Raw genomic sequence first — 22,222 nt, forward strand, 5'->3', positions numbered from 1 at the left:
TGACGTCAGGCCGGCTTCTTCTTCACGCCGCCGAGCTTGCGCGTGATGTAGTACTGCTGCGCGATCGACAGCACGTTGTTCACGACGTAGTACAGCACGAGACCTGCCGGGAAGAAGAAGAACATCACCGAGAACGCGATCGGCATGAACTTCATCATCTTCGCCTGGACCGGGTCCGGCGGCGTCGGGTTCAGGCTCGTCTGCACGAACATCGAGACGGCCATCAGCACCGGCAGGATGAAGAACGGATCGCGCTGCGACAGGTCGTGAATCCACAGAATCCACGGCGCGCCGCGCATTTCGACCGATGCGAGCAGCACCCAGTACAGCGAGATGAACACCGGGATCTGGATCACGACCGGCAGGCAACCACCGAACGGATTGACCTTCTCGGTCTTGTACAGCTCCATCAGCGCGGCGTTCATCTTCTGCGGATCGCTCTTGAAGCGTTCGCGCAGCGCCTGCATGCGCGGCGTGATTTCCTTCATGCGCGCCATCGACTTGTAGCTTGCAGCCGACAGCGGGAAGAACACGGCCTTGATCAGCACCGTCAGCAGCACGATCGCCCAGCCCCAGTTGCCGACATAGCCGTGAATCTTCTCGAGCAGCCAGAACAGCGGCTTCGCGATGATCGTCACCCAGCCGTAGTCCTTCACGAGCTCCAGGCCCGGCGCGATGCCTTCGAGCATGCGCTCTTCTTCCGGACCGGCGAACAGGCGCGCCTGCACGTCGGCCGACTGGCCCGGCGCGATCGCGGCGACCGGCTGCTTCACGCCGACGCGGTACAGCGACGGATCGATCTTTTCAGCGTAGATGTCGCGCTTCGCGCCCTGCTGCGGAATCCAGGCCGACGCGAAGTAGTGCTGCACCATCGCGACCCAGCCGTTGTCGGCGGACTTCTCGAAGTTCGCCTTGTTCTTGTCGAGGTCGCTGAAGTCGATCTTCTGGAAATGCTTCGCGTCCGTGTAGACCGCCGGCCCGAGGAACGTATGCGAGAACATCGGCGTTTCGACGGCCGTGTTGTCGCGCACCAGTTCCATGTAGACCGTCGGCGTGACCGGGGCGGTGCCGACGTTGTCGATCTTGGTGTCGACGCCGATCACGTAGCTGCCGCGCGTGAACGTGTAGGTCTTGATGACCTTCACGCCGCCCTTCACCGGCGATTCGAACGACAGCTTCAGCGTGTTCTGGTCGCCCGTCAGCGACGTCGAGCCGGGGTTCAGCTGCGTGTAGACGTCGTTGTGGTTCGGGAAATCGCCGCCGAGCAGGCCCGTGCGCGCGAGATACGTGTGGCCGGCCGTGTGGTCGAACAGCGTGATGTACAGGTCGGGCTGCTTGCCGTCGCCCTGCTTCTTCAGCGTCAGCTTCGCGAGCGTGCCGCCGCGCGTGTCGATTTCGCCGTCATACACGTCGGTCGAGAATTTCACGAGCTGCGCCTGCGCGGCCGGGGCCGTGGTCGACGGTGCGGCGCCGGCTGCGGCGGCAGGCACATCACCTGCGGTCGTCGTCGCGCCCGTGCCCGATGCGCCGCCGGCAGCGGCCGGAGCCGTCTGCGTGGCGCTCGGGAAGAACATCGACGGGCGCCCATGGTCCCGCTGCCAGTTGTCGTACAGCATGACAGCTGACATGAAGAAGATCACCCATAGGACGGTGCGTTTGATATCCATGCGTTGTCTCAGAGTCGATGGGACCGCGCGTCGGCTTCGCCGCGAGCGCGAGTGTCGGAGTTGGGCGGCGGGACGAGGTCGATGCCGCCCGCGGAAAACGGATGGCATCGGCACACGCGCCTGACGGCGAGATACGTGCCGCGCGCGGCGCCATGATACTGGATTGCCTCGCGCGCGTAATCCGAACAGGAAGGATAAAAACGGCAACGGTTGCCGAGCATCGGGCTCACGGCAACCTTGTAGAAGCGCAGCAAGGCGATCAATACCGTTTTCATACCTTGGGCGGCGCCGTACGACGCCGCGTCAAAACCGGCCGGGCGGGCGCGAACGCCGCACCGGGGCACGGATGCGTCACTCGGACGCGGGCTTCGACGCACGGCGGGCGATTTCCCGGACTGCCCTGTCGAGCAGTTCGCGGATTTCGGCCGCGCACATCGCCGCGAGCGGGGCGGAAGCCGCGCTCGGCAGCGCTTTCTTGTCGAAGCGCGTGTGCTGCCGCAGCAGCAGGTCGTAACCGGCGAATTCGGCGCGGCGCAGGCGAAACTGATCGCGCGCCAGCCGCTTCACGAGGTTACGTGTTACCGCACGCGGCGCATACTTCTTGCCGACGACGAGCCCCAGACGCGCGGGCTGACCGGTCGGCTTGCCGTAGATCACGAAGTGCGCGGAGCGCCGCCAGGGGCGCAAACGAAAAACGGATGAAAATTCATCCGTTTTCAGAAGTCGCGCAGCTTTCGGGAAGGCGGCTTTCGTCTGCGACGGATTCGCACCCGGCTCGACGGCACCTTCCGCAGGACTGCGGACGGCGGACACAGCGCGCAACCTGCCTTAGATGGCGAGGCGCTTGCGGCCCTTCGCGCGGCGAGCGTTGATGACCTTGCGGCCACCTGCCGTCTTCATGCGGACACGGAAGCCATGGGTGCGCTTGCGGCGCGTCACGGACGGTTGGTAAGTACGTTTCATGATGTTCTCACTTGTTCGAGAATGTCGAAATTCAGGGGACCGCGTGCCCTTAACCGGAGGCATTCGGGCGAACGCAATCGCCGGGAATACAGGATTGGTTTTCGCGGAACCCGCTATTTAAACCGTTTTTCTCTTGACGGTCAATACTTTAGGAGTCGCTCGCCTGTGCCGGGCCGCTCCGATCCGGCCCCGCGACCCACAAACACAGCCTGTGGATAAGTCCCGCTGTGGCCGCGTTTGGCGTTAGAATCTCGCCTTATCTCCAAGAATCCCGCACGCCGCTTCGGCTCGCGCCTGCCCCTCCAAGACTGTGACGCAGGCGTCCGACGCACGCTCGCACGACCGCTTCGGGCCTTGTTGCGCGACCGCGACAAGGGCGCCGGCGAGCCGCGCTGTGCACGCAAAAAACGACAGTTACTTGATGAACGATTTCTGGCAACACTGTTCCGCACTGCTGGAGCGCGAGCTGACGCCCCAGCAGTACGTGACGTGGATCAAACCCTTGGCCCCGGTGGCCTTCGATGCGTCGGCGAACACGCTGTCCATCGCCGCGCCGAACCGTTTCAAGCTGGACTGGGTCAAGAGCCAGTTTTCGGGCCGGATCGCCGATCTGGCCCGTGAATTCTGGAACACGCCGATCGAAGTCCAGTTCATCCTCGATCCGAAGGCAGGCATGCGCAGCGCGCCCGCGGGCGCCGCACCGGCCGCCCCGCGCGCGCCGCTGGCGCCGAGCGGCCCGGCCGCGACGGTCGCCGCGATCGCCGCCAACCTGACCGCGCATGCCGCCGCCGCGCCCAGCGCGCCGGCCGACGTGCCGATGACGCCGTCGGCGGCCGCCGCGCACCACCTGAACGCCGACGACGCCGACATCGACCTGCCGAGCCTGCCCGCGCACGAAGCCGCAGCCGGCCGCCGCACGTGGCGCCCGGGCCCCGGCGCCGCCCCCTCGAACGGCGGCGAAGCCGATTCGATGTACGAACGTTCGAAGCTGAACCCCGTGCTCACGTTCGACAACTTCGTGACCGGTAAGGCCAACCAGCTCGCGCGCGCCGCCGCGATCCAGGTCGCGGACAATCCGGGGATCTCGTACAACCCGCTGTTCCTGTACGGCGGCGTCGGCCTCGGCAAGACTCACCTGATCCACGCGATCGGCAACCAGCTGCTGCTCGACAAGGCCGGCGCGCGGATCCGCTACATCCACGCCGAGCAATACGTGTCCGACGTGGTGAAGGCGTACCAGCGCAAGGCGTTCGACGACTTCAAGCGCTACTACCATTCGCTCGACCTGCTGCTGATCGACGATATTCAATTCTTCTCCGGCAAGTCGCGCACGCAAGAGGAATTCTTCTACGCGTTCGAGGCGCTGGTCGCGAACAAGGCGCAGGTGATCATCACTAGCGACACGTATCCGAAGGAAATCTCGGGCATCGACGATCGCCTGATCTCGCGTTTCGACTCGGGCCTCACCGTCGCGATCGAGCCGCCTGAGCTGGAAATGCGCGTCGCGATCCTGATGCGCAAGGCGCAGTCGGAAGGCGTGAATTTGTCGGAAGACGTCGCGTTCTTCGTCGCGAAGCACCTGCGCTCGAACGTGCGCGAACTCGAAGGCGCGCTGCGCAAGATCCTCGCGTATTCGAAGTTCCACGGCCGCGAGATCTCGATCGAGCTGACCAAGGAAGCGCTGAAGGACCTGCTGACCGTGCAGAACCGGCAGATTTCGGTCGAGAACATCCAGAAGACCGTCGCCGACTTCTACAACATCAAGGTCGCCGATATGTACTCGAAGAAGCGCCCCGCGAACATCGCGCGGCCGCGACAGATTGCGATGTATCTCGCGAAGGAACTCACGCAGAAGAGCCTGCCGGAAATCGGCGAGCTGTTCGGCGGGCGCGATCACACCACCGTGCTGCACGCGGTGCGCAAGATCGCCGACGAGCGCAGCAAGGACGCGCAGCTCAACCACGAGCTGCACGTGCTGGAACAAACGCTGAAGGGCTGAGCGCGCGCACCGCGCTTGATAATTCGGCCTCCGCCCCAATTTAAGGGGGGCGGTTCGGTTTTGAGGCACAATACTGGTTTGACCGCCCCGGTGGTGGCGGGCCAAGAGCCCGGCCGGCGGGGCGCTGCGTGGCTGCTGCGCTGCAGGCCGTTACTCAACGAAGGAACTCTATGCAACTGGTCAAGACCGAACGAGACACCCTCCTCAGGCCGCTGCAAACGGTCAGCGGCATCGTCGAACGCCGCCATACGTTGCCGATCCTCGCCAACCTGCTGATCACCAAGAACGGCCCGGACGTTTCATTCCTGTCGACCGACCTGGAGCTGCAGATCACCACGCGCGCCGATTTCGGCGTCGGCGGCGACCAGGTCGCGACCACCGTCGCGGCGCGCAAGCTGCTCGACATCCTGCGCGCGATGCCTGACGGCCAGGTCACGCTGTCGCTCGCCGACAAGCGCCTCACCGTTCAATCGGGCAAGAGCCGCTTCGCACTGCAGACGCTGGCGGCCGACGAGTTCCCGACCGTCGCGCAGGCGAAGGATTTCGGCGCCACGCTCACCGTCCCGCAGAAGTCGTTCCGCCAGCTGCTCGGCATGGTGCACTTCGCGATGGCGCAACAGGACATCCGCTACTACCTGAACGGCATGCTGCTCGTCGTCGACGGCGACCAGCTGATGGCCGTGGCCACCGACGGCCACCGCCTCGCGTTCTCGTCGATGAAGCTCGAAGGCGGCACGTTCGGCCGCCAGGAAGTCATCGTGCCGCGCAAGACGATTCTCGAGCTGCAGCGCCTGCTCGAAGACATCGACGACACCGTCACCATCGACATCGCGCAAACCCAGGCCAAGTTCACGTTCGGCCAGGTCGAGCTCGTGTCGAAACTCGTCGAGGGCAAGTTCCCCGACTTCCAGCGCGTGATCCCGAAGGCGCACAAGAACACGTTCGAGATCGGCCGTGAAGAACTGCAGCGTTCGCTGCAGCGCGCGGCGATCCTGACCTCGGACAAGTTCAAGGGCGTGCGCTGCATCATCGCGCCGGGCCAGCTGAAGATCATGTCGACCAACGCCGATCAGGAAGAGGCGCAGGAAGAACTCGAAATCGCCTACCAGGGCGATACCGTCGACATCGGCTTCAACGTCACGTATCTGCTCGACGTGCTCGCGAACCTGAAGGTCGACACCGTGCAGGTGAGCCTCGGCGACGCCAGCTCGAGCGCGCTGATTACCGTGCCCGAGAACGACGAGTTCAAGTATGTCGTGATGCCGATGCGCATCTGACGCGCTCGACATCGCGACACACACCAGGGGGCGGCAAGCCCCTTTGGCGTTTTTATGGCGAACCGACAACCCGCCCTTTTAGTGCCTTTTCGGCACTTGGGGCGGGCCAGGAAACTGGAGCGGCCGGCGATTTCCCTCGCTGAAACGCACCGCGCCGCCACGAGAGTGGCCCCGCAGAACCGGAAGATATCCATGAGTGAACAGCACAATTCGCAACCCGATAACAGCAGCTACGGCGCCTCGTCGATCCAGATCCTCGAAGGTCTGGAAGCGGTGCGCAAGCGCCCCGGGATGTACATCGGCGACACGTCGGACGGCACCGGTCTGCACCACCTCGTGTTCGAGGTGCTCGACAACTCGATCGACGAAGCGTTGGCCGGGTACTGCAACGACATCCACGTGACGATTCACGCCGACAACTCGATTTCCGTGACCGACAACGGCCGCGGGATTCCGACCGACGTGAAGATGAACGACAAGCACGAGCCGAAGCGCAGCGCCGCCGAGATCGTGATGACCGAGCTGCACGCCGGCGGCAAGTTCGACCAGAACAGCTACAAGGTGTCCGGTGGTCTGCACGGCGTGGGCGTGTCGTGCGTGAACGCGCTGTCGAGCTGGCTGCGCCTCACCGTGCGCCGCGATGGCAAGAAGCGCTTCATGGAGTTCCACCGTGGCGTCGCGCAGGATCGCGTGATCGAGGTGGTGGACGGCGTGGAAGTGTCGCCGATGCTCGTCACCGGTGATACCGAGAACCGCGGCACCGAAGTGCACTTCATGGCCGATCCGACGATTTTCGGCACGGTCGAGTATCACTACGACATCCTCGCGAAGCGGATGCGCGAGCTTTCGTTCCTGAACAACGGCGTGCGGATTCGTCTCACGGACCTGCGCTCGGGCAAGGAAGACGATTTCGCGTTCGCCGGCGGGGTGAAGGGCTTCGTCGAGTACATCAACAAGACGAAGACCAACCTGCACCCGACGGTGTTCTTCGCCAACGGCGAGAAGGACGGCGTGGGCGTCGAAGTCGCGATGCAGTGGAACGACAGCTACAACGAGAACGTGCTGTGCTTCACGAACAACATTCCGCAGCGCGACGGCGGCACGCACCTGACCGGCCTGCGGGCCGCGATGACACGCGTCATCAACAAGTACATCACCGACAACGAAATCGCGAAGAAGGCGAAGGTCGAGACGACCGGCGACGACATGCGCGAAGGGCTGTCGTGCGTGCTGTCCGTGAAGGTGCCGGAGCCGAAGTTCAGCTCGCAGACGAAGGACAAGCTGGTTTCTTCCGAGGTTCGTGCGCCGGTTGAAGAGGTTGTGGCGAAGGCGCTGGAAGAGTTCCTGCTCGAGACGCCGATCGACGCGAAGATCATCTGCGGGAAGATCGTTGAAGCTGCTCGGGCGCGGGATGCGGCGCGGAAGGCGCGTGAGATGACGCGTCGGAAGGGCGTGCTCGACGGCGTTGGCCTGCCCGGCAAGCTCGCGGACTGCCAGGAGAAAGACCCGGCGAAGTGCGAAATCTACATCGTCGAGGGTGACTCGGCAGGTGGGTCGGCCAAGCAAGGGCGTGATCGCAAGTTCCAGGCGATCCTGCCGCTGCGCGGCAAGGTGCTGAACGTCGAGAAGGCGCGCTACGACAAGCTGCTGTCGTCGGAGCAGATCGTCACGCTCGTGACCGCGCTCGGGTGCGGGATCGGCAAGGACGATTACAACCTCGAGAAGCTCCGCTATCACCGCATCATCATCATGACCGACGCGGACGTCGACGGTGCGCACATCCGGACGCTGCTGCTCACGTTCCTGTATCGCCAGATGCCGGACATGATCGAGCGCGGGTACGTGTATATCGCGCAGCCGCCGCTTTACAAGATCAAGGCGGGCAAGGACGAGCGGTATCTGAAGGATGACGTGGAGCTGAACGCGCATATGCTGCGGTTGGCGCTGCAAGGGTCGGAGCTGGTGCCGGGTGAAAATGCGGCGGCGATTTCTGGGGATGCGCTTGGGGAGCTGGCAAGGTCGTATCTGCTGTCGCAGAGCGTGATCGATCGGTTGAGCCGGTTGTATGACCCGGCCGCGCTGGAAGCGGTTATGGATGGGGTGGTGATCGATCTCTCCAGCGAGGCTTCGACTGAGGCTTCGGCGAAGGCGCTTCATGCGGCGTTGCATGACGAGGCTTTGAAGAACGAAGTTCGTGTAGTGCCTTCGTATGACCCGGTTCGCGAACAACGTGCGCTGCATGTCGAGCGCACGCACCACGGCAACGTGCGGGTTTCGGTCATCGACCAGGAATTCCAGCACACGGCGGATTATCAGCAGCTCGTGACGACCGCAAATACGTTCAAGGGGCTGATTGGGGAAGGTGCGGTCATCAAGCGCGGCGAGCGCAGCATGGCCGTGGCGGACTTCAAGAGCGCGATGAAGTGGCTGCTGGCGGATGCTGAACGCAACGTCTCCAAGCAACGCTATAAGGGGCTCGGCGAGATGAACCCCGAGCAGCTGTGGGAAACGACGATGGATCCGGCAGTGCGGCGTCTGCTGCGTGTGCAGATCGAAGACGCGATTGCTGCGGACGGGATCTTTACCACCCTCATGGGGGATGATGTCGAGCCGCGGCGGGCGTTTATCGAGTCGAATGCGTTGCGGGCGGGGAATATTGACGTTTGAGGTTATCCCCACAAAACATCGCGCACGTGAATTGGGGCTATAAGTTTAAGTATTTATGGCCCCTTTTTTGATAGCACAGCATTAATTCATATTCTTCCATACGGAGTGATATTTTTGCTCAAACTCATCCGAACGTGCATACAGCTGGTCTAGAAGTATGTCGAGCTCAACTCCGGTAATGCATGGAAGGTCGAATGACATTACCAAAGCTCATTGGGCATTGCAGATGCCTAACGTCTGCTGACGTAGATTGCAAAGAGTTGTGTACCTCGCAGAGATGACCTGCTCCCGAATTCTTGCGAGCAATTGATCAAATCAGATGACAAAGAATATGAATCTAATCGAAGCGGTTGAACGCGAACGACATCACGTAGTTGTCGACAGCTACACACCAACGTGGAATGAGCTCATTGCTCAGTATCGTGCCGGCGATGTCGAAATCGACCCTGCGTATCAGCGAGCATTTCGATGGACATACGATCAGCAAACGACATATATTGAATCTCTGCTGTTGAATATTCCTACGCCGCCGGTATTTTTGGCAGAGAAGCCGAACGGTAGCTTCGAAGTCATAGATGGACTGCAACGCTTCAGTACTATTATTAAATTCTTTGCTGCTGAAATTTTCGATGACAATGCAGATACTGAAGACAATAATGCTTCAGTCGAAAACGATGTCAAAGTTCCATTGATTCTGACTGAGGCTCCAATACTGGATGGACTTTTTGGCCTGTCGCGCGCGACATTTCCGGACACACTCGTTCGCACGTTGAGATACTCGCGCGTTCAGGTGATTCTCCTCAAGAAGGAATCGAGCAGCATCGCTCGCTATAACGTTTTTACTCGCTTAAATCGCGCCGGAACAACGCTTTCGAATCAAGAAATAAGAAATTGCTCAGCACGTTTGTTTGAGAGCGATTTTGCGGACCGGCTGAATTCACTCGGAAATGACTCAGCCGTGCGAACTGCGCTCGGCCTATCCTCGAAAGAAGCGAGTTCGATGGGTGCACAAGAAAATGTTTTGAGACTGATAGCATTCGGGAATTTCACTCCGCCGACAAAGAGTATCGAAGATTTCCTGGACTCAGTTATGTATCAAGCAGCCTCAGGTGATTTTGACTTTTCCGAAGATATGGAGAGAAAAATTCGAGAAACATTCGAATTGATCGCGGATGCATATCCACACGGAGAGGCGTTCAAATTTCATCGAAACGGTAGATTCCAAGGAGCCTTTAGCCCTAATCTCTTCGACATTGTTGCCTGTGGAGTATTTAAAAATTTAGTCAAATGTAGACGAAAAGGGAGCGACGCCTTGCGAAATCGCATCCTAGAATTACATGACCAAAAAAAGACCCTAGACCTGACCGGCGCTGGCTCAAATACCCGAGCAAAAATGTTGGGGCGTGCAACGTTTGGCAAAAGCTGGTTTTCAGCTTAATAAAATGACGCGCCATCTTCAACTAAATTATGCCCGCCAGGAAATAAAAAGTGCGCGAATTCGACATGCAAAAATGCTGGATGACATTCGACTACACTGCATTCAGAACAACGAAACAAAAGATCAATTTCTATTTCTTCTGGCAATCCCTGTAATATATGCAGCCTGGGAAGGGTATTTTCGCCTGGCCTGTTCAATATGTCTCAGGCGACAATGTCATGTTGGGAAAAAGGCGAAAAAATATACCGGCAAATACGCCGCCCTCTGGCTGCAAAAGGAAGGTTTTTTTGACTCCTTTCTGCAAAGCTTATTTAATGCCATGCAATTTGGACGCACATCCAAAAAAATAAATGCAGGCAAATACCTAGCCGTCTCCGAATTTTCCGCAAAAATGAGTGATTGGCTTGATGCCCCAATTAGCCACCTAACCAACTTCGACGAACTAGTAATGACATATTCAAATGTCAACAAGGAAGTCGCATCACTCAATTGTGGCATCATCGGCCTGGACATAACGAATGTCGATTTTTCGAAACTCAATGAGCTACTTAATCGGCGCAACGAAATTGCTCACGGTGGACTTTTGGACTATCCAAGAGAAAACACCGTTACCGATCTACTTGACTATACATCGGCTCTGATTGATTCCTTTCACGCGTCAGTAGAGGCTTGGCTTGTTAATAGTTGACGAAGTTGGAGCGATGATGCCCGCTCGTGACGAAGGGAGCACTCTGTCGAAACAGGCCTCGAGTGCAAACGCCGTTGGCGTTGGCCGGTTCCACGTACGCACTCCAAAGCGACGAGCTACGAGTGCATCCAAAGCAGAGGAAAGCTACCCTTACTATGCGGGGTACGCGGAATCCTTTGCACGCGACGCTTTGCAGCGACTGTCGGAACCAGGCGTAGTCGTTTTCGATCCATGGAATGGCGCTGGGACCACAACGCATGCTGCGGCAACAATGAACCGGCCGGCATGTGGTACGGACCTCAATCCCGTAATGGTCATCGTGGCCAAAGCCAAATGCGCTTCGCCTGCGGACATCGCAGCAGCTCGCGAACAGTTCGCCAACGTTTCGCGCCCAAATCGAGGTGAAAGTACTGAAGATGATGCGCTGATCCCCTGGGTTGGTGCGGAGGGAGCTGGCTTCATTCGGCGACTGGTCCAAAGCGCACTACCTAGTCGTCGCGGACTAGAAACGACAACTAGCGAATTGGCAGAGGTTGGACGAGCCGTATCTAACGCATCGCCGGGTAGTTGCCTGCTGGTGCTAGCGATTTTTCGTGCCGTAAAAACTGGCGCAGCAAGTAAAGCCTCTTCAAATCCAACCTGGACCAAGCAGCCGACAGCGCCGGCGAGATGGTACACAGCCCAGGAATGGAGAACACAGATTGCTGCACAAATTGACCGCTTAGCAGAAATCAGCTTGCAGATGGCAGAAGCGTGGCCGGTCGATTCGAGGCTCATCAATATCGAATGTGCTTCTTCCGAGGCTGTACCCTTGGAAAGTGAAAGTGTCGATGTAGTCTTGACTTCACCTCCGTACTGCACGCGAATTGACTACGCGGTAGCGACACTTATCGAACTCGCGGTTCTGGGACTCTCTACGTCTACCGTTAACTCGACCTTGCGGCGAGAGCTGCTTGGTACGACGGCAATTCGTGAGAAAAGCGCCTCACGCATGCAGAGTTGGGGAACGACATGCAATAATCTGCTGGAACAGATTTACAACCATCCATCTAGCGGCTCAAGGTCCTACTACTATAAAAATTTTGTCCAATATTTTGATTCTTTGCACCGCTCGTTAGGTGAGCTCGGGCGAGTCGTAAAGATTGGAGGGGTAGTTTGTTCTGTATTGCAGGGCTCACACTATAAAGAATATCCAGTCGACCTTCCACAGATTTTCTTGGAAATGGCAATATCACATGGATTTTCCCTTACTGGAATTGCCTCGTTTAATGTTGGCCAGAACATGGGAAGCATCAACCAAAAATCATTGAAGTACAGAAAGCCAGTTCGAGCAACTGAGAAAGTGCTGGTATTGCAACGTTGTGGTTAAACTGCTACAAAAAGAAGCCGCTGTCTATTCCCAGTTCCCAGCTCACCAGGCTGCGTGCCTGTCCCAGTCGGGTATTTCTATCGAGCGGACGATTGCTCGTGCCGTTCGCGCAGCGCCTCATACAGTTGCGCCGGTCCGAGCAGGACATCCTTGATGCCGTCCTGAATTCGCTGCGACCCCAGGGCCTGGGTGCTCATCTTCGTGTGCACATCAAACGCCTCAATGATGGCATCTGTGATCGCCTTCACCAAGTCGGGCGAATTCGAGAACTGTTCCTTGCTGTTGCTTGCGGCCTGTTGGACCAGCATCTCGTTCTCGAGCAGCTTGCCCTTGATGACGCCATTCACGTAGACCAACTGGTCGTCGTCGGTCAGCTCGCCCTCGAACAGTCCGTTTACCTTCTGGATAATCTCGTCGAGCAGCACCTTGTCCTTATCTTGGACAGCTCCAGTGCCGACCTCGTCCATCGCAGGCAGTTTCGGCGTTTCACCTTGCTTTAGGTCGAGCGCGCGTTTACCTGTATTGCGCAGGTTATGGTGGGTTAGCACGACCTTCGACAGGTCAACGGTATCCCGCTCACGACCGAACTCAAGCAAGGGGGTAAGACGCTTGTAGAACAGGAAGCGCTTCTCGATGTCCGTATTGCCGTAATCAAAAATCTGCGACAGGAAGGCATACAGCCGGACAAACGTGCCCATGTCGCCCTTGAACAGCACCAGCGCATCGAGCGTGTCCTTGGCTGCCTGCTCGGCATCTGCGTTTTTCTGCTCCATTGCCGCGGTACGGGCTTGCTGGGCTGCCTTGTATTTCGTCAGCAGGCGCTGGGCCACGGGTGCAATCGCGGCACTGAGCTGCTGCTGAGTGCCCTGCGGGTCGAGCTCGACTTTTGCGACCCGGTCCACTTCGAAATCGTCGTAATGGCCGCTGGCGTCCAGCTTGGCGCGCAGGTCATAGACAAGATGCGGGTCGGTTTTCGCTTCCAGCTCGGCTGTCTCATAGTAAGTCTTGAACGCCTTCAGGGTTTCGTCGGCGTCGTTGACGAAATCGAGAATATACGTGGTGTCTTTGCCGGGATGCGCACGGTTCAGGCGCGATAGCGTCTGCACCGCCTGAATACCACCGAGCATCTTGTCGACGTACATGCCGCACAGTAACGGCTGGTCGAAGCCCGTCTGGAATTTATTGGCAACCAGGAGCAGATGGTATTCCGGTTTCGCGAACACCTCGCGGATGTCGCGACCGTTCAGGCCCGGGTTCAGGTCCTTGCTCGTTTCCGTGACGGGTGCCGGATAGCTTTCCGGGTCATCGATTTCACCGGAAAAGGCGACCAGGACGCCGAGCGGGTAGTTCTGCTGTTGGATATAGGCACGAATGGCCTTCTGCCAGCGGACCGCTTCCTTGCGGCTCGCGACCACGACCATCGCCTTCGCCTTACCGTTCAGTAGCGGCTGGACGTTCTCGCGGTAGTGCTCGACAATAATCCGGACCTTCTGACTGATGTTGTACGGATGGAGTCGGACCCACTGCATGATGCCTTTCATGGCTTCGCTGCGCTCGACTTCCTTCTCGTCGTATTCCTTGCCGTCGTTGGCCAGCTTGAACGCGAGCTTGTAGGTCGTGTAGTTCTTCAGCACATCGAGAATGAAGCCTTCCTCGATGGCCTGGCGCATGCTGTACACATGGAACGGTTCGGGCAAACCATCGGCGTTCAGACGACCGAACAGCTCCAGCGTCTTCTGCTTGGGCGTCGCGGTGAACGCAACGTACGTCAGGCCCGCGCTACCTGCGCGCCCAGCCATCTGTGCGGCGAGCAGCGCTTCGGTATCCACTTCGCCACCGTCCTGCACGTCAGCCCATTCCTCGGCGGACAAAAGCTGCTTAAGCTTGGCGGCTGCTTCGCCGGTCTGTGAGCTATGCGCCTCGTCGGCAATCACGGCGAAGCGCTTACCTTCGGTGGCGGCGAATGACTGCACAGCCTGCAGTGCAAACGGGAACGTCTGGATGGTGCAGACGATGATTTTCTTGCCGCCCTTCAGAGCTTGCGAGAGCAGCGCGCTTTTGCTGCCGTTCTCGTTGGTGATGGTTTCGACAACGCCGGTCGTGCGCGAGAAATCGAAAATCGCTTCCTGCAATTGGGCGTCGAGTACGGTGCGGTCCGACACAACGAGCACGCTGTCGAACAGTTTGCTGTTCGCGGCATCATGTAGGTCGGCAAGAAAGTGTGCGGTCCATGCAATCGAGTTCGTCTTGCCGGAGCCGGCAGAATGCTGAATCAGGTAGCGCTGACCGGGTCCGTTTTGCAGCACATCAGCGACCAGCTTTCGGGTGGCGTCGAGCTGGTGGTAGCGAGGGAAGATGACGTTCTTCGGCTGCTTCTTGTCATCGCGCTTGACGATGAGATAGCGCCCCAGGATTTCGAGCCAGCTCTCGCGAGCCCAGACTCCTTCCCACAGGTAAGCCGTTGCGTAGCCATCCGAATTCGGCACATTGCCGGCCGCACCCTGGTTGCCGCGGTTGAATGGCAGAAAGTAAGTGCTCGTGCCTTCCAACTTCGTCGTCATCTGTACTTCGCTCTGGCTCACGGCGAAATGCACCAGCGCGCCGCCCGGAAACCCGAGCAGCGGTTCTGCGAGGCCACCCTTTGGGTGTGGATTGCGGTCAAAGCGGTACTGGTCAACCGCATCCTGGACGCTTTGCGTGAAGTCGGATTTTAGTTCGACCGTCGCGACTGGGATGCCGTTAGCGAACAGCACGAGGTCGATGGCGTCGTGCGGATTGTTCAGTGAATGACGCACCTGCCGCACGACGCGAAGCCTGTTGGCGGCGTATAGATTCTGGATTTCCGGATTCAAGCCGAGCGCGGGCTTGAACTGTATAAACGAGAGCGGCTGCTTCAGGCCAAGCATCTCGACACCACGGCGCAACACGTCGAGCGTGCCCCGCTCGTTCATGTTCTTGCGGATGCGCTCGGCCAGCACCGTGGCCAGCGTCGAGCCATGGTTCTTGGTCAAAGCCTGCCAGGCATCCGGTTGGGTGGTTTCAACCCACGCGAGCAGGTCGGGGAGATAGAGCGCGCTGGCCCGGTCGTAACCCGGCGCGGCATCACCTTGCTCGTACAGCCAGCCGTGCTGCGCCAGATGTTCACAGATGGCCGCCTCGAAATGATGTTCCTGGTGCAGATTGCTCACGAATACCCCATGCGTCTGATCGTGTCGTTTTTCTTGAATGTCGCTCAGGTCGGTTAGCCTTCCGCGTAACTGCGTTCGAGTAAAGGCTTGGCACGCTCCAGGTCGGCCAGCGTGCGCAATGTCAACTCGACATCGCCGGTGCCCCAATGCCCGACTTGGCTGACGTCCCGGCTGAAACCTTCCTCCTGCATGACGGACGTTGGGTCAAGCTTGAGTGTTGCGAGGATTCTGTTCGGATAGACAATGACGCACGCAAAGTTTTTTAGGCGCCGGAACGCCGTGTAGAGCTTCAGGCGCTTCTCCTGAACGTCGTCACCCAATGCCATGAGGTAACCGGTGAGCTGTGCGTACAAGTCACGAGTTTCGGTAGACGCGAGCGCAAGCTGTTCATCCAGCGATTTGTCTTTACCGGCTGCTTTCGGCACTTCAGGTTCCGTGGGCTGGTCAGCGGGTCCGGACTTGCTCGCCGTGGCGTCGGCAACGCTCTGCGCATTCACCAGTTCGAGCAGCAGCAGGTCGTCGCCAAACAGCTTGTAGCGAATCAGTTCGATATTGCGCGGAATCTGTTGGACAGCATGTTGGTCGTAGCGCGTAAAGTCGACGGCGATACAGAGCAGGCGAGTGCCGCTCCACTCGATATGCTCGGCCACGTCTTTACCAAGCTGTTCCATCACAAGCCAACGGAATTCCGCTTGGTGGTCGAGCAGCCAGTCCAGGTAGAACAGCCCTTGATTGATGACGTTTTCGTTGCTGTGGCGCTTGTATTCGATAATGACCGGGCAACCGTTCTCATCGAGGCCGAGAGAGTCAATGCGGCCTTTGTGCGTCTTGCCGGTGGCGTACTCGCTGGCGAGGAAGCGGACACCTAAAAAGGCCTGCATGTTCGCTTCAATCAGCGTCTGGAGTTGCTTCTCCAGCTTTGCAACCTGGCCGGGTAGTTCGCTTGCCGCACCATTTGACAAGCGAAAAAGCTGAATGTCGCTCATGCAGCAAGTTCCTGTGGCAGCTCGTTACGGACGTCGATTTTGCCGGTGACAGCGGCGGAAATTAGGGCGCTGCGTCGTTCTTTGAGTAATTCTATAGCGTGCTGTGCTGCAGATTTCAGACGACTGAGTCGTTCTACTTCGGTATTCGTGAAATTGAGAATCGTTTCTTGCTCGCTTTCAGGTGGCAATACAAGCGGCAGCTCCATAACATTTGTCGACGAGATGGAAGCCAAATTGGTGCTTTGCTTGGAGCGCCCCATGAAGTGAAACTGTGCATAGCGTGAGCTGGCAACTTGATTCAGCCACTGGGAAGACACACCGTGCGGACGAACAGCGAAGACATGATTCTGGTGAATACAGTCGTCAATTTCGCCTGACCAGATTGCGCCACGACCGAGTTTGTCGAAATCGCCACCTTCATTCATGAGCACATCACCGCGAAGCAAACGATATCGCGACAGCTGCTCAGGTTCAATGTCGATAGTGGCTATGTCGGCTAAGGCCAAAAAGCCGTCCTGCACGTTGGCCACACGTAGATAGGGCACATTTATCGTTTCCTTGCCCGAGGTATCTTTTCCCTTGGCGATACCCGTCTGGACCGTTGCGACAAATTTTAGGCGCGTGACCTTCCAATGTGCTGGTATCTTGCCCAGCCACTCCACACCCGAATCCTTCATCGACACATACGGATTGAGCCCGCGCGTAACTGCATGCGAGATGGTGGCCTGACGTTTTTCCGCGAGCAGTTCGAGGAGCTTTTCCTGCTCGGCAATCAGGGCATCAATCTTGCCGGTTTCTCGGTCGAGGAAGGTAGCGATAACCGCCTGCTCTTCACGAGGGGGCAGTAGGATAGGCATACGCGAATGGTATTGCGGTTCCAAATCCCATTGGTTTACGCGGATGCCTTTTGAAAGCGATAGATACCCAGTGATGTAGCGGGGTGAGCGCATCAAATAGTGCAAATAACGAGGCTCTTCAGTGTGCTTTGACTTATAGACAAAGTATGCGGGACTGACGATTCCACGATGGTCAGAAATTGCAACCGAACCTTGCCACGCCTTCATTTTGTTGATTACCAAATCACCAGGCATGACCAGCTGATATGAGGCCAAATCGTCAGAGGGTTTGTTGTTGTTATCGTCGCGGCTTGCCTTCGGTATTACGCCATAGTCACGGTATACGGAAAGAAGCTCGTCATGCTCGTAACCGGTGCGTTTAGTGCGGCTGAAAAGCGTCCAAAGAGGCGCCAAGGTCCAATGGGACGGGACTTCGCCCAGCCAGGCAGTTCCACTATCTTTATAGTGTAAATATTTTGCTAGGCTCATTCAGCCAACTCCTCGAGCATCTTCATGATGTTGGCAGAAACCGCCTTTAGCTCTTCATCAATCGTATGCAGGTCGCGTGGCGGCTCGAATACATAGAAGTGCCGGTTGAACGGAATCTCGTAACCGACCTTGCTCTTGTCTTCGTCAATCCAGGCATCTGGCGCATGAGGCAGCACCTCCCGCTCGAAGTACGCGGTAATGTCCTCTGAAAGGGGCACGTTCTCGGTATCGCGCAACGCGCTATCGGCCTGCGGCTTTCCTTTCTGTTTACCCTTCACGCCGAGCACAATCTCGCAGTGTTCATCGCGCAGCGGGCGCTCGACCGTGATGGTCGTGTAGCCGAAATCCTCGTTCCGGAAGATGCGCGAAATCGGCGCGAGCTTGACGGTCTCGCCAGTCTTCGCTTCCGGCACGTGTTCACCAGCAGAGACAACGCGCCGTGCGACTTCCCGGCCATCGGCATCAAACACGGTCGCGAGCTGCGCCTCCACGAAGCCACCGAACAGGCGCGTCACGTCAGTAATCTGCTCGTCTGACATTTCCTTGCGCTTGCTGCCGAGCGACTTGCGCATCTTCTGCGAGAAGCTGGAAACGTCGATGAGCTGTACCTTGCCTTTGCGGGCTGCCGGCTTCTTGTTCGACAGAATCCACACGTAGGTCGCGATGCCCGTGTTGTAGAACATGTCGGTCGGCAGGCCCACGATGGCTTCGACCAGGTCGTTTTCCAGCACGTAACGGCGGATTTCGCTCTCGCCTGAGCCGGCGCCGCCGGTGAACAAGGGCGAACCGTTTAACACGATGCCAAAGCGGCAGCCACCATCAACAGCCGGTCGCATCTTCGAGATGAGATGCAGCAGGAACAGCATCGAACCATCGGAAACCCGTGGCAAGCCAGGGCCGAAGCGGCCATCGAAGCCCTTGTCCTCGTGCTCCTTCCGCACGGCCTTTTCGACCTTCTTCCACTCGACGCCGAACGGTGGATTCGACAGCATGTAGTCGAACTTGCGCGCCGCATGGCCATCGTCGGACAGCGTATTGCCGGCCACGATATTGCCGACGTCTTGCCCCTTGATGAGCATGTCGGCCTTGCAGATGGCATAGGACTCGTCGTTGAGCTCCTGGCCGAACATGTTCAGGCGCGCAGCCGGGTTGTGCTCGAGCAGGAACTCGCCCGCGACGGAAAGCATGCCACCGGTACCCGCAGTCGGGTCATAGATGGTGCGCACGACCGCATTGCCGGGTTGCAGCACCTCGTCGTCCTCGATGAACAGCAAGTTCACCATCAGGCGGATGACCTCGCGCGGCGTGAAGTGCTCCCCGGCGGTCTCATTCGATATTTCCGCGAACTTGCGGATGAGTTCCTCGAAGACCAGTCCCATCTGCGTGTTGTCGACGACCTCGGGGTGCAGGTCGATGTTCGCGAATTTCTCGATGACGAGGTAGAGCAGGTCGGCCTTGGCCAGACGCTCAATCTGCGTGTGGAAATCAAAACGTTCGAAGATGTCCTTCGCGTCGGGCGAGAACTTCGCCACGTAGTCGTACAGGTTCTTGCGGATGTTGTCCTGGTCGCCGAGCAGCTTCACCAGGTCCAGCGGCGAGGTGTTGTACACCGCCTGCCCGGTAATTCGTCGCAGGAACGGGTCGGGATTCAGACCGGTTTTACTGATGGACGCGAGTTCGGTCAGGACTTTCGGCTTCGTCGATTCGAGCACGCAGTCGAGGCGGCGAAGGATGGTGAACGGCAGGATGACTTTGCCGTATTCAGACTGCTTGTAGTCGCCACGCAGCAGGTCGGCGACCGACCAGATAAAGGATGACAGCGCCTGATGGTTCATTGGTATCCGTAGGTGCGGCAGGTATTCGTATATCGTCCATTGCGCAAAGTGCAATGAGGCAGGTCGGACTAATTTTACCTTTGGAACGACGAAGGCCGGCTAGAACCGCGTGACGGCAAGTCGACCAAAAAGCGAGCGCCCTGATCTAGCCCCATTAAACTTGAAAAATTCGACGATTTTCTGCTACCGCAACCCGTCGATGCAATACCGACGAGTAGTTTTGAGGGTGGATCGCCTCCTGCCCGACCTACTGCCTGTCCTGCTGTGCGGGGCTATCTCGGTCGACACCGACTTGCGGGTGCAGGTCAAAGCTCGGCCGCTTCGCCGATAATCGAGGCGCCCTGGATCAACACACTGCCACGGCCGCTGCGCGTCTGGCCGATCTTCTGAAGCATCTGCTACCGGCCGGATGTCCGCGACAAACGCAAGCGTTAGACGTTCACGAGACTCGCCTCTCTGTCCAGCCGTAAGACCCAGGAGTGATACGCCTGCGGTTTTGCTAGAGGGGGCAGCGCACACAGATACAGGAACTGGTCAGTCTCGCATTAATCGAGCGTGCCGAAAACGTCGTCCTGCTTGGACCGTCTCAGGTGCCGGGAAGACGCACATTGCGAGCGCGCTAGCTATCGGTCGACGCAGGCGAGCATCAAAACGCGGTTGATCAGGACCGCCGACCTGACGATGCAACGGACGCGCTGGCGGGAATTCTTCAACCTCGCAGTCACCGGACCGAGGCCGTTTTGGTCATCAACGAAATCCGCTATTTGCGGTTCGAGCGTAGGGGGAAAGCATGTTATTCAACATCGTCCCCAAACGCTACGAGCATGGCACCATCATGTCGGCCGTCGACCTGGTGCATGTAATAGGCCACCGTCTTTGACAACGACCAGAGGCTCATGGCTGCCATGTCCGGCTGGCTCTTGCATCACGCCCACATCGATCAAATCAGCGGCGAGAGCTAGCGACTGAGGGCAAGCGCGAAAGCTGGCACGCGACACTGGATCCAGTGTGGGCCAGATTTACTACGGCGAAGCGTCGGAAAGTGGGTTAGTTTCGAGTCGGCGTTGGCACACAAGTGCCTATGAAATTTTGGCCGATCCATGGAGTATTTCAGTTGACACATCCAGCAAACTTTTATAGAAACAACAGATGGAAATATCTTCGATATTTTCAATTCACCCCATCACACACGACTACAATCGCCTCAAAAAACTTGACTCAGAAAAAAAACATGACCACATCAGCCCAACACCTTACAGAGCTAATTCTCCCGGGATTGGCGACCACGGTTGCCGCCTGGTTGATCGCACATCTTCAAATGCGATGGAAGGAAAAAATTAAATCGAAAAGCTTAGAACAAGCAAAACTAGATCAACTAGCGTCGTTTTTATCCACAGACATTTCCAAGCGAAGCCGCCTCGTTGTAGAGCAGCAATTTCGAGCCATTTTCGGCTCCCTGTTCGAGTACCGGGAAATATTATCTATACTCAATTCGCGATCACCACTGACCGTTTTATCCATGATGAAAACAGTTCGCCATTTGATCGATTTCGATGAGAACTCAAACCTATTTATATTCAGAGATGCCTACAATTCGGAACGGAAAAGGAAATCGAAAAAGTTGATTTTTTCTGCGGCATACGCAATCTCCGTTTACGCCGCCCTTGGTCCCTGGTATCTCTTTTCACATCAGGATTTATCGTGGCAGACTGCGGCAATTTTAATGCTCCCGACAATTTTTTTCGGTTTTATTGCCCTGCTAACCCTCGACATTTCAACCGATATATCGGCTACGAAACGCTTCATGTCAGCTGCAGAGCCAGCGATCAAGTAGTATCTTCGAGGGGCGGCTATACCGTCCGGCTAGTTCCCTCAACCAACACCTATCTTCTAAACTGAACCTGCAGCACCGCAAAAAAGCGCGGGCCGCATGGGCTGCCACCCATACGACCCGCTGACCACCACCAACTCATCACAGGAGAGTTGATCATGGCTAACGCCAATCATAAGTCACGTACCCCCGTAACGGAACGTTTCGTCACCGTCCAAGAGTCAGCACGCCATCATTCCTTGTCCCGGGTTCTCCGTGCCATCAGGGCGCACCGGAAACTGAACACGACGTATTTTCCGTGGATCAAAATAGCGGGAGTATGGCTTGAGGACGCGGGATTCGAGGCCGGAGAACGCGTTCGGATTACCGTCGAGGACAAGCGACTCATCATCACGCCGATGTGATCAGCGCATTGCCCATGGTAGGCATCGCAAGTCACCACCGCTCAGGTAGCTCAGCACCCGAGACTCGATACCGTTAGTAACTGTGACAAGCGACGATTGCGATGCAAGCGCAGCGGGCCAGACACTCAGGTCCGCTGCCGTTTAGCCTGTCGGCAGGAGCTGCAACCCATACCAGGCGCACCGCACATTTCTGCCGCGCCAATGCAAAAACCCCCGCCTTTCGGGCGGGGGTTCTTGGCTTAGGGAGCCTGACGATTACCTACTTTCACACGGGAATCCGCACTATCATCGGCGTAGAGTCGTTTCACGGTCCTGTTCGGGATGGGAAGGGGTGGGACCGACTCGCTATGGTCATCAGGCAAAGAGGGTTGTTGCGTTGCTTCGCAGCGCAACCAATCTTGGAAGAAGCAGTAATCTTGAGTTGTGTGTATCACACACGAGAATCCAACCGTCCTGTAAAGGCAGACTTGTTATAGGATCAAGCCTTACGGGCAATTAGTATCAGTTAGCTGAACGCATTACTGCGCTTACACACCTGACCTATCAACGTCCTGGTCTCGAACGACCCTTCAAGGGGATCTAGTC

Annotated in this window: 16 protein-coding genes and 2 rRNA genes; 8 read left to right on the forward strand and 10 right to left on the reverse strand. The window is 57.7% G+C overall.

Annotation, left to right across the window (positions count from 1 at the left end; translation table 11 throughout):
• Positions 1–5 precede the first annotated feature (5 nt).
• The 4 genes from yidC to rpmH all read right to left on the reverse strand — a co-directional run bounded on the left by yidC (position 6) and on the right by rpmH (position 2,630).
• Positions 6–1,667 (reverse strand): membrane protein insertase YidC, encoded by a 1,662-nt coding sequence (yidC, locus tag CFB81_RS16465; protein ID WP_069619641.1) that lies wholly within the window; start codon positions 1,665–1,667, stop codon positions 6–8.
• An 8-nt stretch (positions 1,668–1,675) separates the two neighbouring features.
• Entirely contained in the window at positions 1,676–1,942 is a 267-nt protein-coding gene (gene yidD / locus CFB81_RS16470) for a membrane protein insertion efficiency factor YidD (RefSeq protein WP_006489939.1), read from the reverse strand.
• A gap of 76 nt (positions 1,943–2,018) precedes the next feature.
• Positions 2,019–2,480, reverse strand: a complete 462-nt coding sequence (gene rnpA / locus CFB81_RS16475) for a ribonuclease P protein component (RefSeq protein WP_039364627.1) — start codon at positions 2,478–2,480, stop codon at positions 2,019–2,021.
• Positions 2,481–2,495: 15 nt separating this feature from the next.
• Positions 2,496–2,630, reverse strand: coding sequence for a 50S ribosomal protein L34 (gene rpmH, locus CFB81_RS16480; RefSeq protein ID WP_004198824.1), 135 nt, complete (start codon positions 2,628–2,630; stop codon positions 2,496–2,498).
• 421 nt (positions 2,631–3,051) lie between these two features.
• Here rpmH and dnaA point away from each other — a divergent pair, with 421 nt between their 5' ends.
• The 6 genes from dnaA (at position 3,052) to CFB81_RS16505 (ending at position 12,068) form a co-directional block, all read left to right on the forward strand.
• Positions 3,052–4,629, forward strand: coding sequence for a chromosomal replication initiator protein DnaA (gene dnaA / locus CFB81_RS16485; protein ID WP_218829344.1), 1,578 nt, complete (start codon positions 3,052–3,054; stop codon positions 4,627–4,629).
• Positions 4,630–4,799: 170 nt separating this feature from the next.
• Entirely contained in the window at positions 4,800–5,906 is a 1,107-nt protein-coding gene (gene dnaN, locus CFB81_RS16490; RefSeq protein WP_006756934.1) for a DNA polymerase III subunit beta, read from the forward strand.
• A gap of 192 nt (positions 5,907–6,098) precedes the next feature.
• Positions 6,099–8,573, forward strand: a complete 2,475-nt coding sequence (gene gyrB / locus CFB81_RS16495) for a DNA topoisomerase (ATP-hydrolyzing) subunit B (RefSeq protein ID WP_089435816.1) — start codon at positions 6,099–6,101, stop codon at positions 8,571–8,573.
• A gap of 319 nt (positions 8,574–8,892) precedes the next feature.
• Entirely contained in the window at positions 8,893–10,011 is a 1,119-nt protein-coding gene (locus tag CFB81_RS16500; protein ID WP_089435817.1) for a DUF262 domain-containing protein, read from the forward strand.
• A complete protein-coding gene (locus CFB81_RS35495) occupies positions 9,977–10,699 on the forward strand; it encodes an MAE_28990/MAE_18760 family HEPN-like nuclease (protein ID WP_143328600.1) in 723 nt (240 codons plus the stop codon). Before CFB81_RS16500 ends, CFB81_RS35495 begins: the two co-directional genes overlap by 35 nt.
• A 319-nt stretch (positions 10,700–11,018) precedes the next feature.
• Positions 11,019–12,068: a hypothetical protein gene (locus CFB81_RS16505; RefSeq protein ID WP_218829345.1), complete on the forward strand. Its 1,050-nt coding sequence runs from the start codon at positions 11,019–11,021 to the stop codon at positions 12,066–12,068.
• Positions 12,069–12,145: 77 nt separating this feature from the next.
• Here the strand turns inward: CFB81_RS16505 and CFB81_RS16510 are convergent, their stop codons facing one another.
• From CFB81_RS16510 to CFB81_RS16525, 4 genes are read right to left on the reverse strand one after another with little or no spacing between them, the layout of a single operon-like run.
• Positions 12,146–15,256, reverse strand: coding sequence for a type I restriction endonuclease subunit R (locus tag CFB81_RS16510; RefSeq protein WP_089435819.1), 3,111 nt, complete (start codon positions 15,254–15,256; stop codon positions 12,146–12,148).
• Positions 15,257–15,309: 53 nt separating this feature from the next.
• A complete protein-coding gene (locus CFB81_RS16515) occupies positions 15,310–16,242 on the reverse strand; it encodes a DUF5655 domain-containing protein (protein WP_089435820.1) in 933 nt (310 codons plus the stop codon).
• Positions 16,239–17,567: a restriction endonuclease subunit S gene (locus tag CFB81_RS16520; protein ID WP_089435821.1), complete on the reverse strand. Its 1,329-nt coding sequence runs from the start codon at positions 17,565–17,567 to the stop codon at positions 16,239–16,241. The genes CFB81_RS16515 and CFB81_RS16520 overlap by 4 nt, the downstream gene beginning before the upstream one ends.
• Positions 17,564–19,402, reverse strand: coding sequence for a class I SAM-dependent DNA methyltransferase (locus CFB81_RS16525; protein WP_089435822.1), 1,839 nt, complete (start codon positions 19,400–19,402; stop codon positions 17,564–17,566). The genes CFB81_RS16520 and CFB81_RS16525 overlap by 4 nt, the downstream gene beginning before the upstream one ends.
• 1,231 nt (positions 19,403–20,633) lie before the next feature.
• Between CFB81_RS16525 and CFB81_RS35500 the strand changes: the two genes are divergently transcribed.
• Together CFB81_RS35500 and CFB81_RS16530 are read left to right on the forward strand one after the other, a co-directional pair.
• A complete protein-coding gene (locus tag CFB81_RS35500; RefSeq protein WP_143328602.1) occupies positions 20,634–21,236 on the forward strand; it encodes a hypothetical protein in 603 nt (200 codons plus the stop codon).
• 155 nt (positions 21,237–21,391) lie between these two features.
• Positions 21,392–21,637 (forward strand): SymE family type I addiction module toxin, encoded by a 246-nt coding sequence (locus CFB81_RS16530; RefSeq protein ID WP_089435868.1) that lies wholly within the window; start codon positions 21,392–21,394, stop codon positions 21,635–21,637.
• Between the two features lie 246 nt (positions 21,638–21,883).
• Here the strand turns inward: CFB81_RS16530 and rrf are convergent.
• Positions 21,884–21,996, reverse strand: a 5S ribosomal RNA gene (gene rrf, locus CFB81_RS16535).
• 115 nt (positions 21,997–22,111) lie between these two features.
• Positions 22,112–22,222: ribosomal RNA gene (locus CFB81_RS16540) — 23S ribosomal RNA — on the reverse strand; the annotation flags it as partial.

The organism is Burkholderia sp. AU28863 (genome assembly GCF_002223195.1).
Taxonomy (GTDB): domain Bacteria; phylum Pseudomonadota; class Gammaproteobacteria; order Burkholderiales; family Burkholderiaceae; genus Burkholderia; species Burkholderia sola.

Coding starts and splice junctions, on each gene's coding strand:
- yidC (WP_069619641.1), bottom strand. CDS start 1,667: ATGGATATCAAACGCACCGTCCTATGGGTGATCTTCTTCATGTCAGCT.
- yidD (WP_006489939.1), bottom strand. CDS start 1,942: ATGAAAACGGTATTGATCGCCTTGCTGCGCTTCTACAAGGTTGCCGTG.
- rpmH (WP_004198824.1), bottom strand. CDS start 2,630: ATGAAACGTACTTACCAACCGTCCGTGACGCGCCGCAAGCGCACCCAT.
- dnaA (WP_218829344.1), top strand. CDS start 3,052: ATGAACGATTTCTGGCAACACTGTTCCGCACTGCTGGAGCGCGAGCTG.
- dnaN (WP_006756934.1), top strand. CDS start 4,800: ATGCAACTGGTCAAGACCGAACGAGACACCCTCCTCAGGCCGCTGCAA.
- gyrB (WP_089435816.1), top strand. CDS start 6,099: ATGAGTGAACAGCACAATTCGCAACCCGATAACAGCAGCTACGGCGCC.
- CFB81_RS16500 (WP_089435817.1), top strand. CDS start 8,893: ATGACAAAGAATATGAATCTAATCGAAGCGGTTGAACGCGAACGACAT.
- CFB81_RS16515 (WP_089435820.1), bottom strand. CDS start 16,242: ATGAGCGACATTCAGCTTTTTCGCTTGTCAAATGGTGCGGCAAGCGAA.
- CFB81_RS16520 (WP_089435821.1), bottom strand. CDS start 17,567: ATGAGCCTAGCAAAATATTTACACTATAAAGATAGTGGAACTGCCTGG.
- CFB81_RS16525 (WP_089435822.1), bottom strand. CDS start 19,402: ATGAACCATCAGGCGCTGTCATCCTTTATCTGGTCGGTCGCCGACCTG.
- CFB81_RS35500 (WP_143328602.1), top strand. CDS start 20,634: ATGACCACATCAGCCCAACACCTTACAGAGCTAATTCTCCCGGGATTG.
- CFB81_RS16530 (WP_089435868.1), top strand. CDS start 21,392: ATGGCTAACGCCAATCATAAGTCACGTACCCCCGTAACGGAACGTTTC.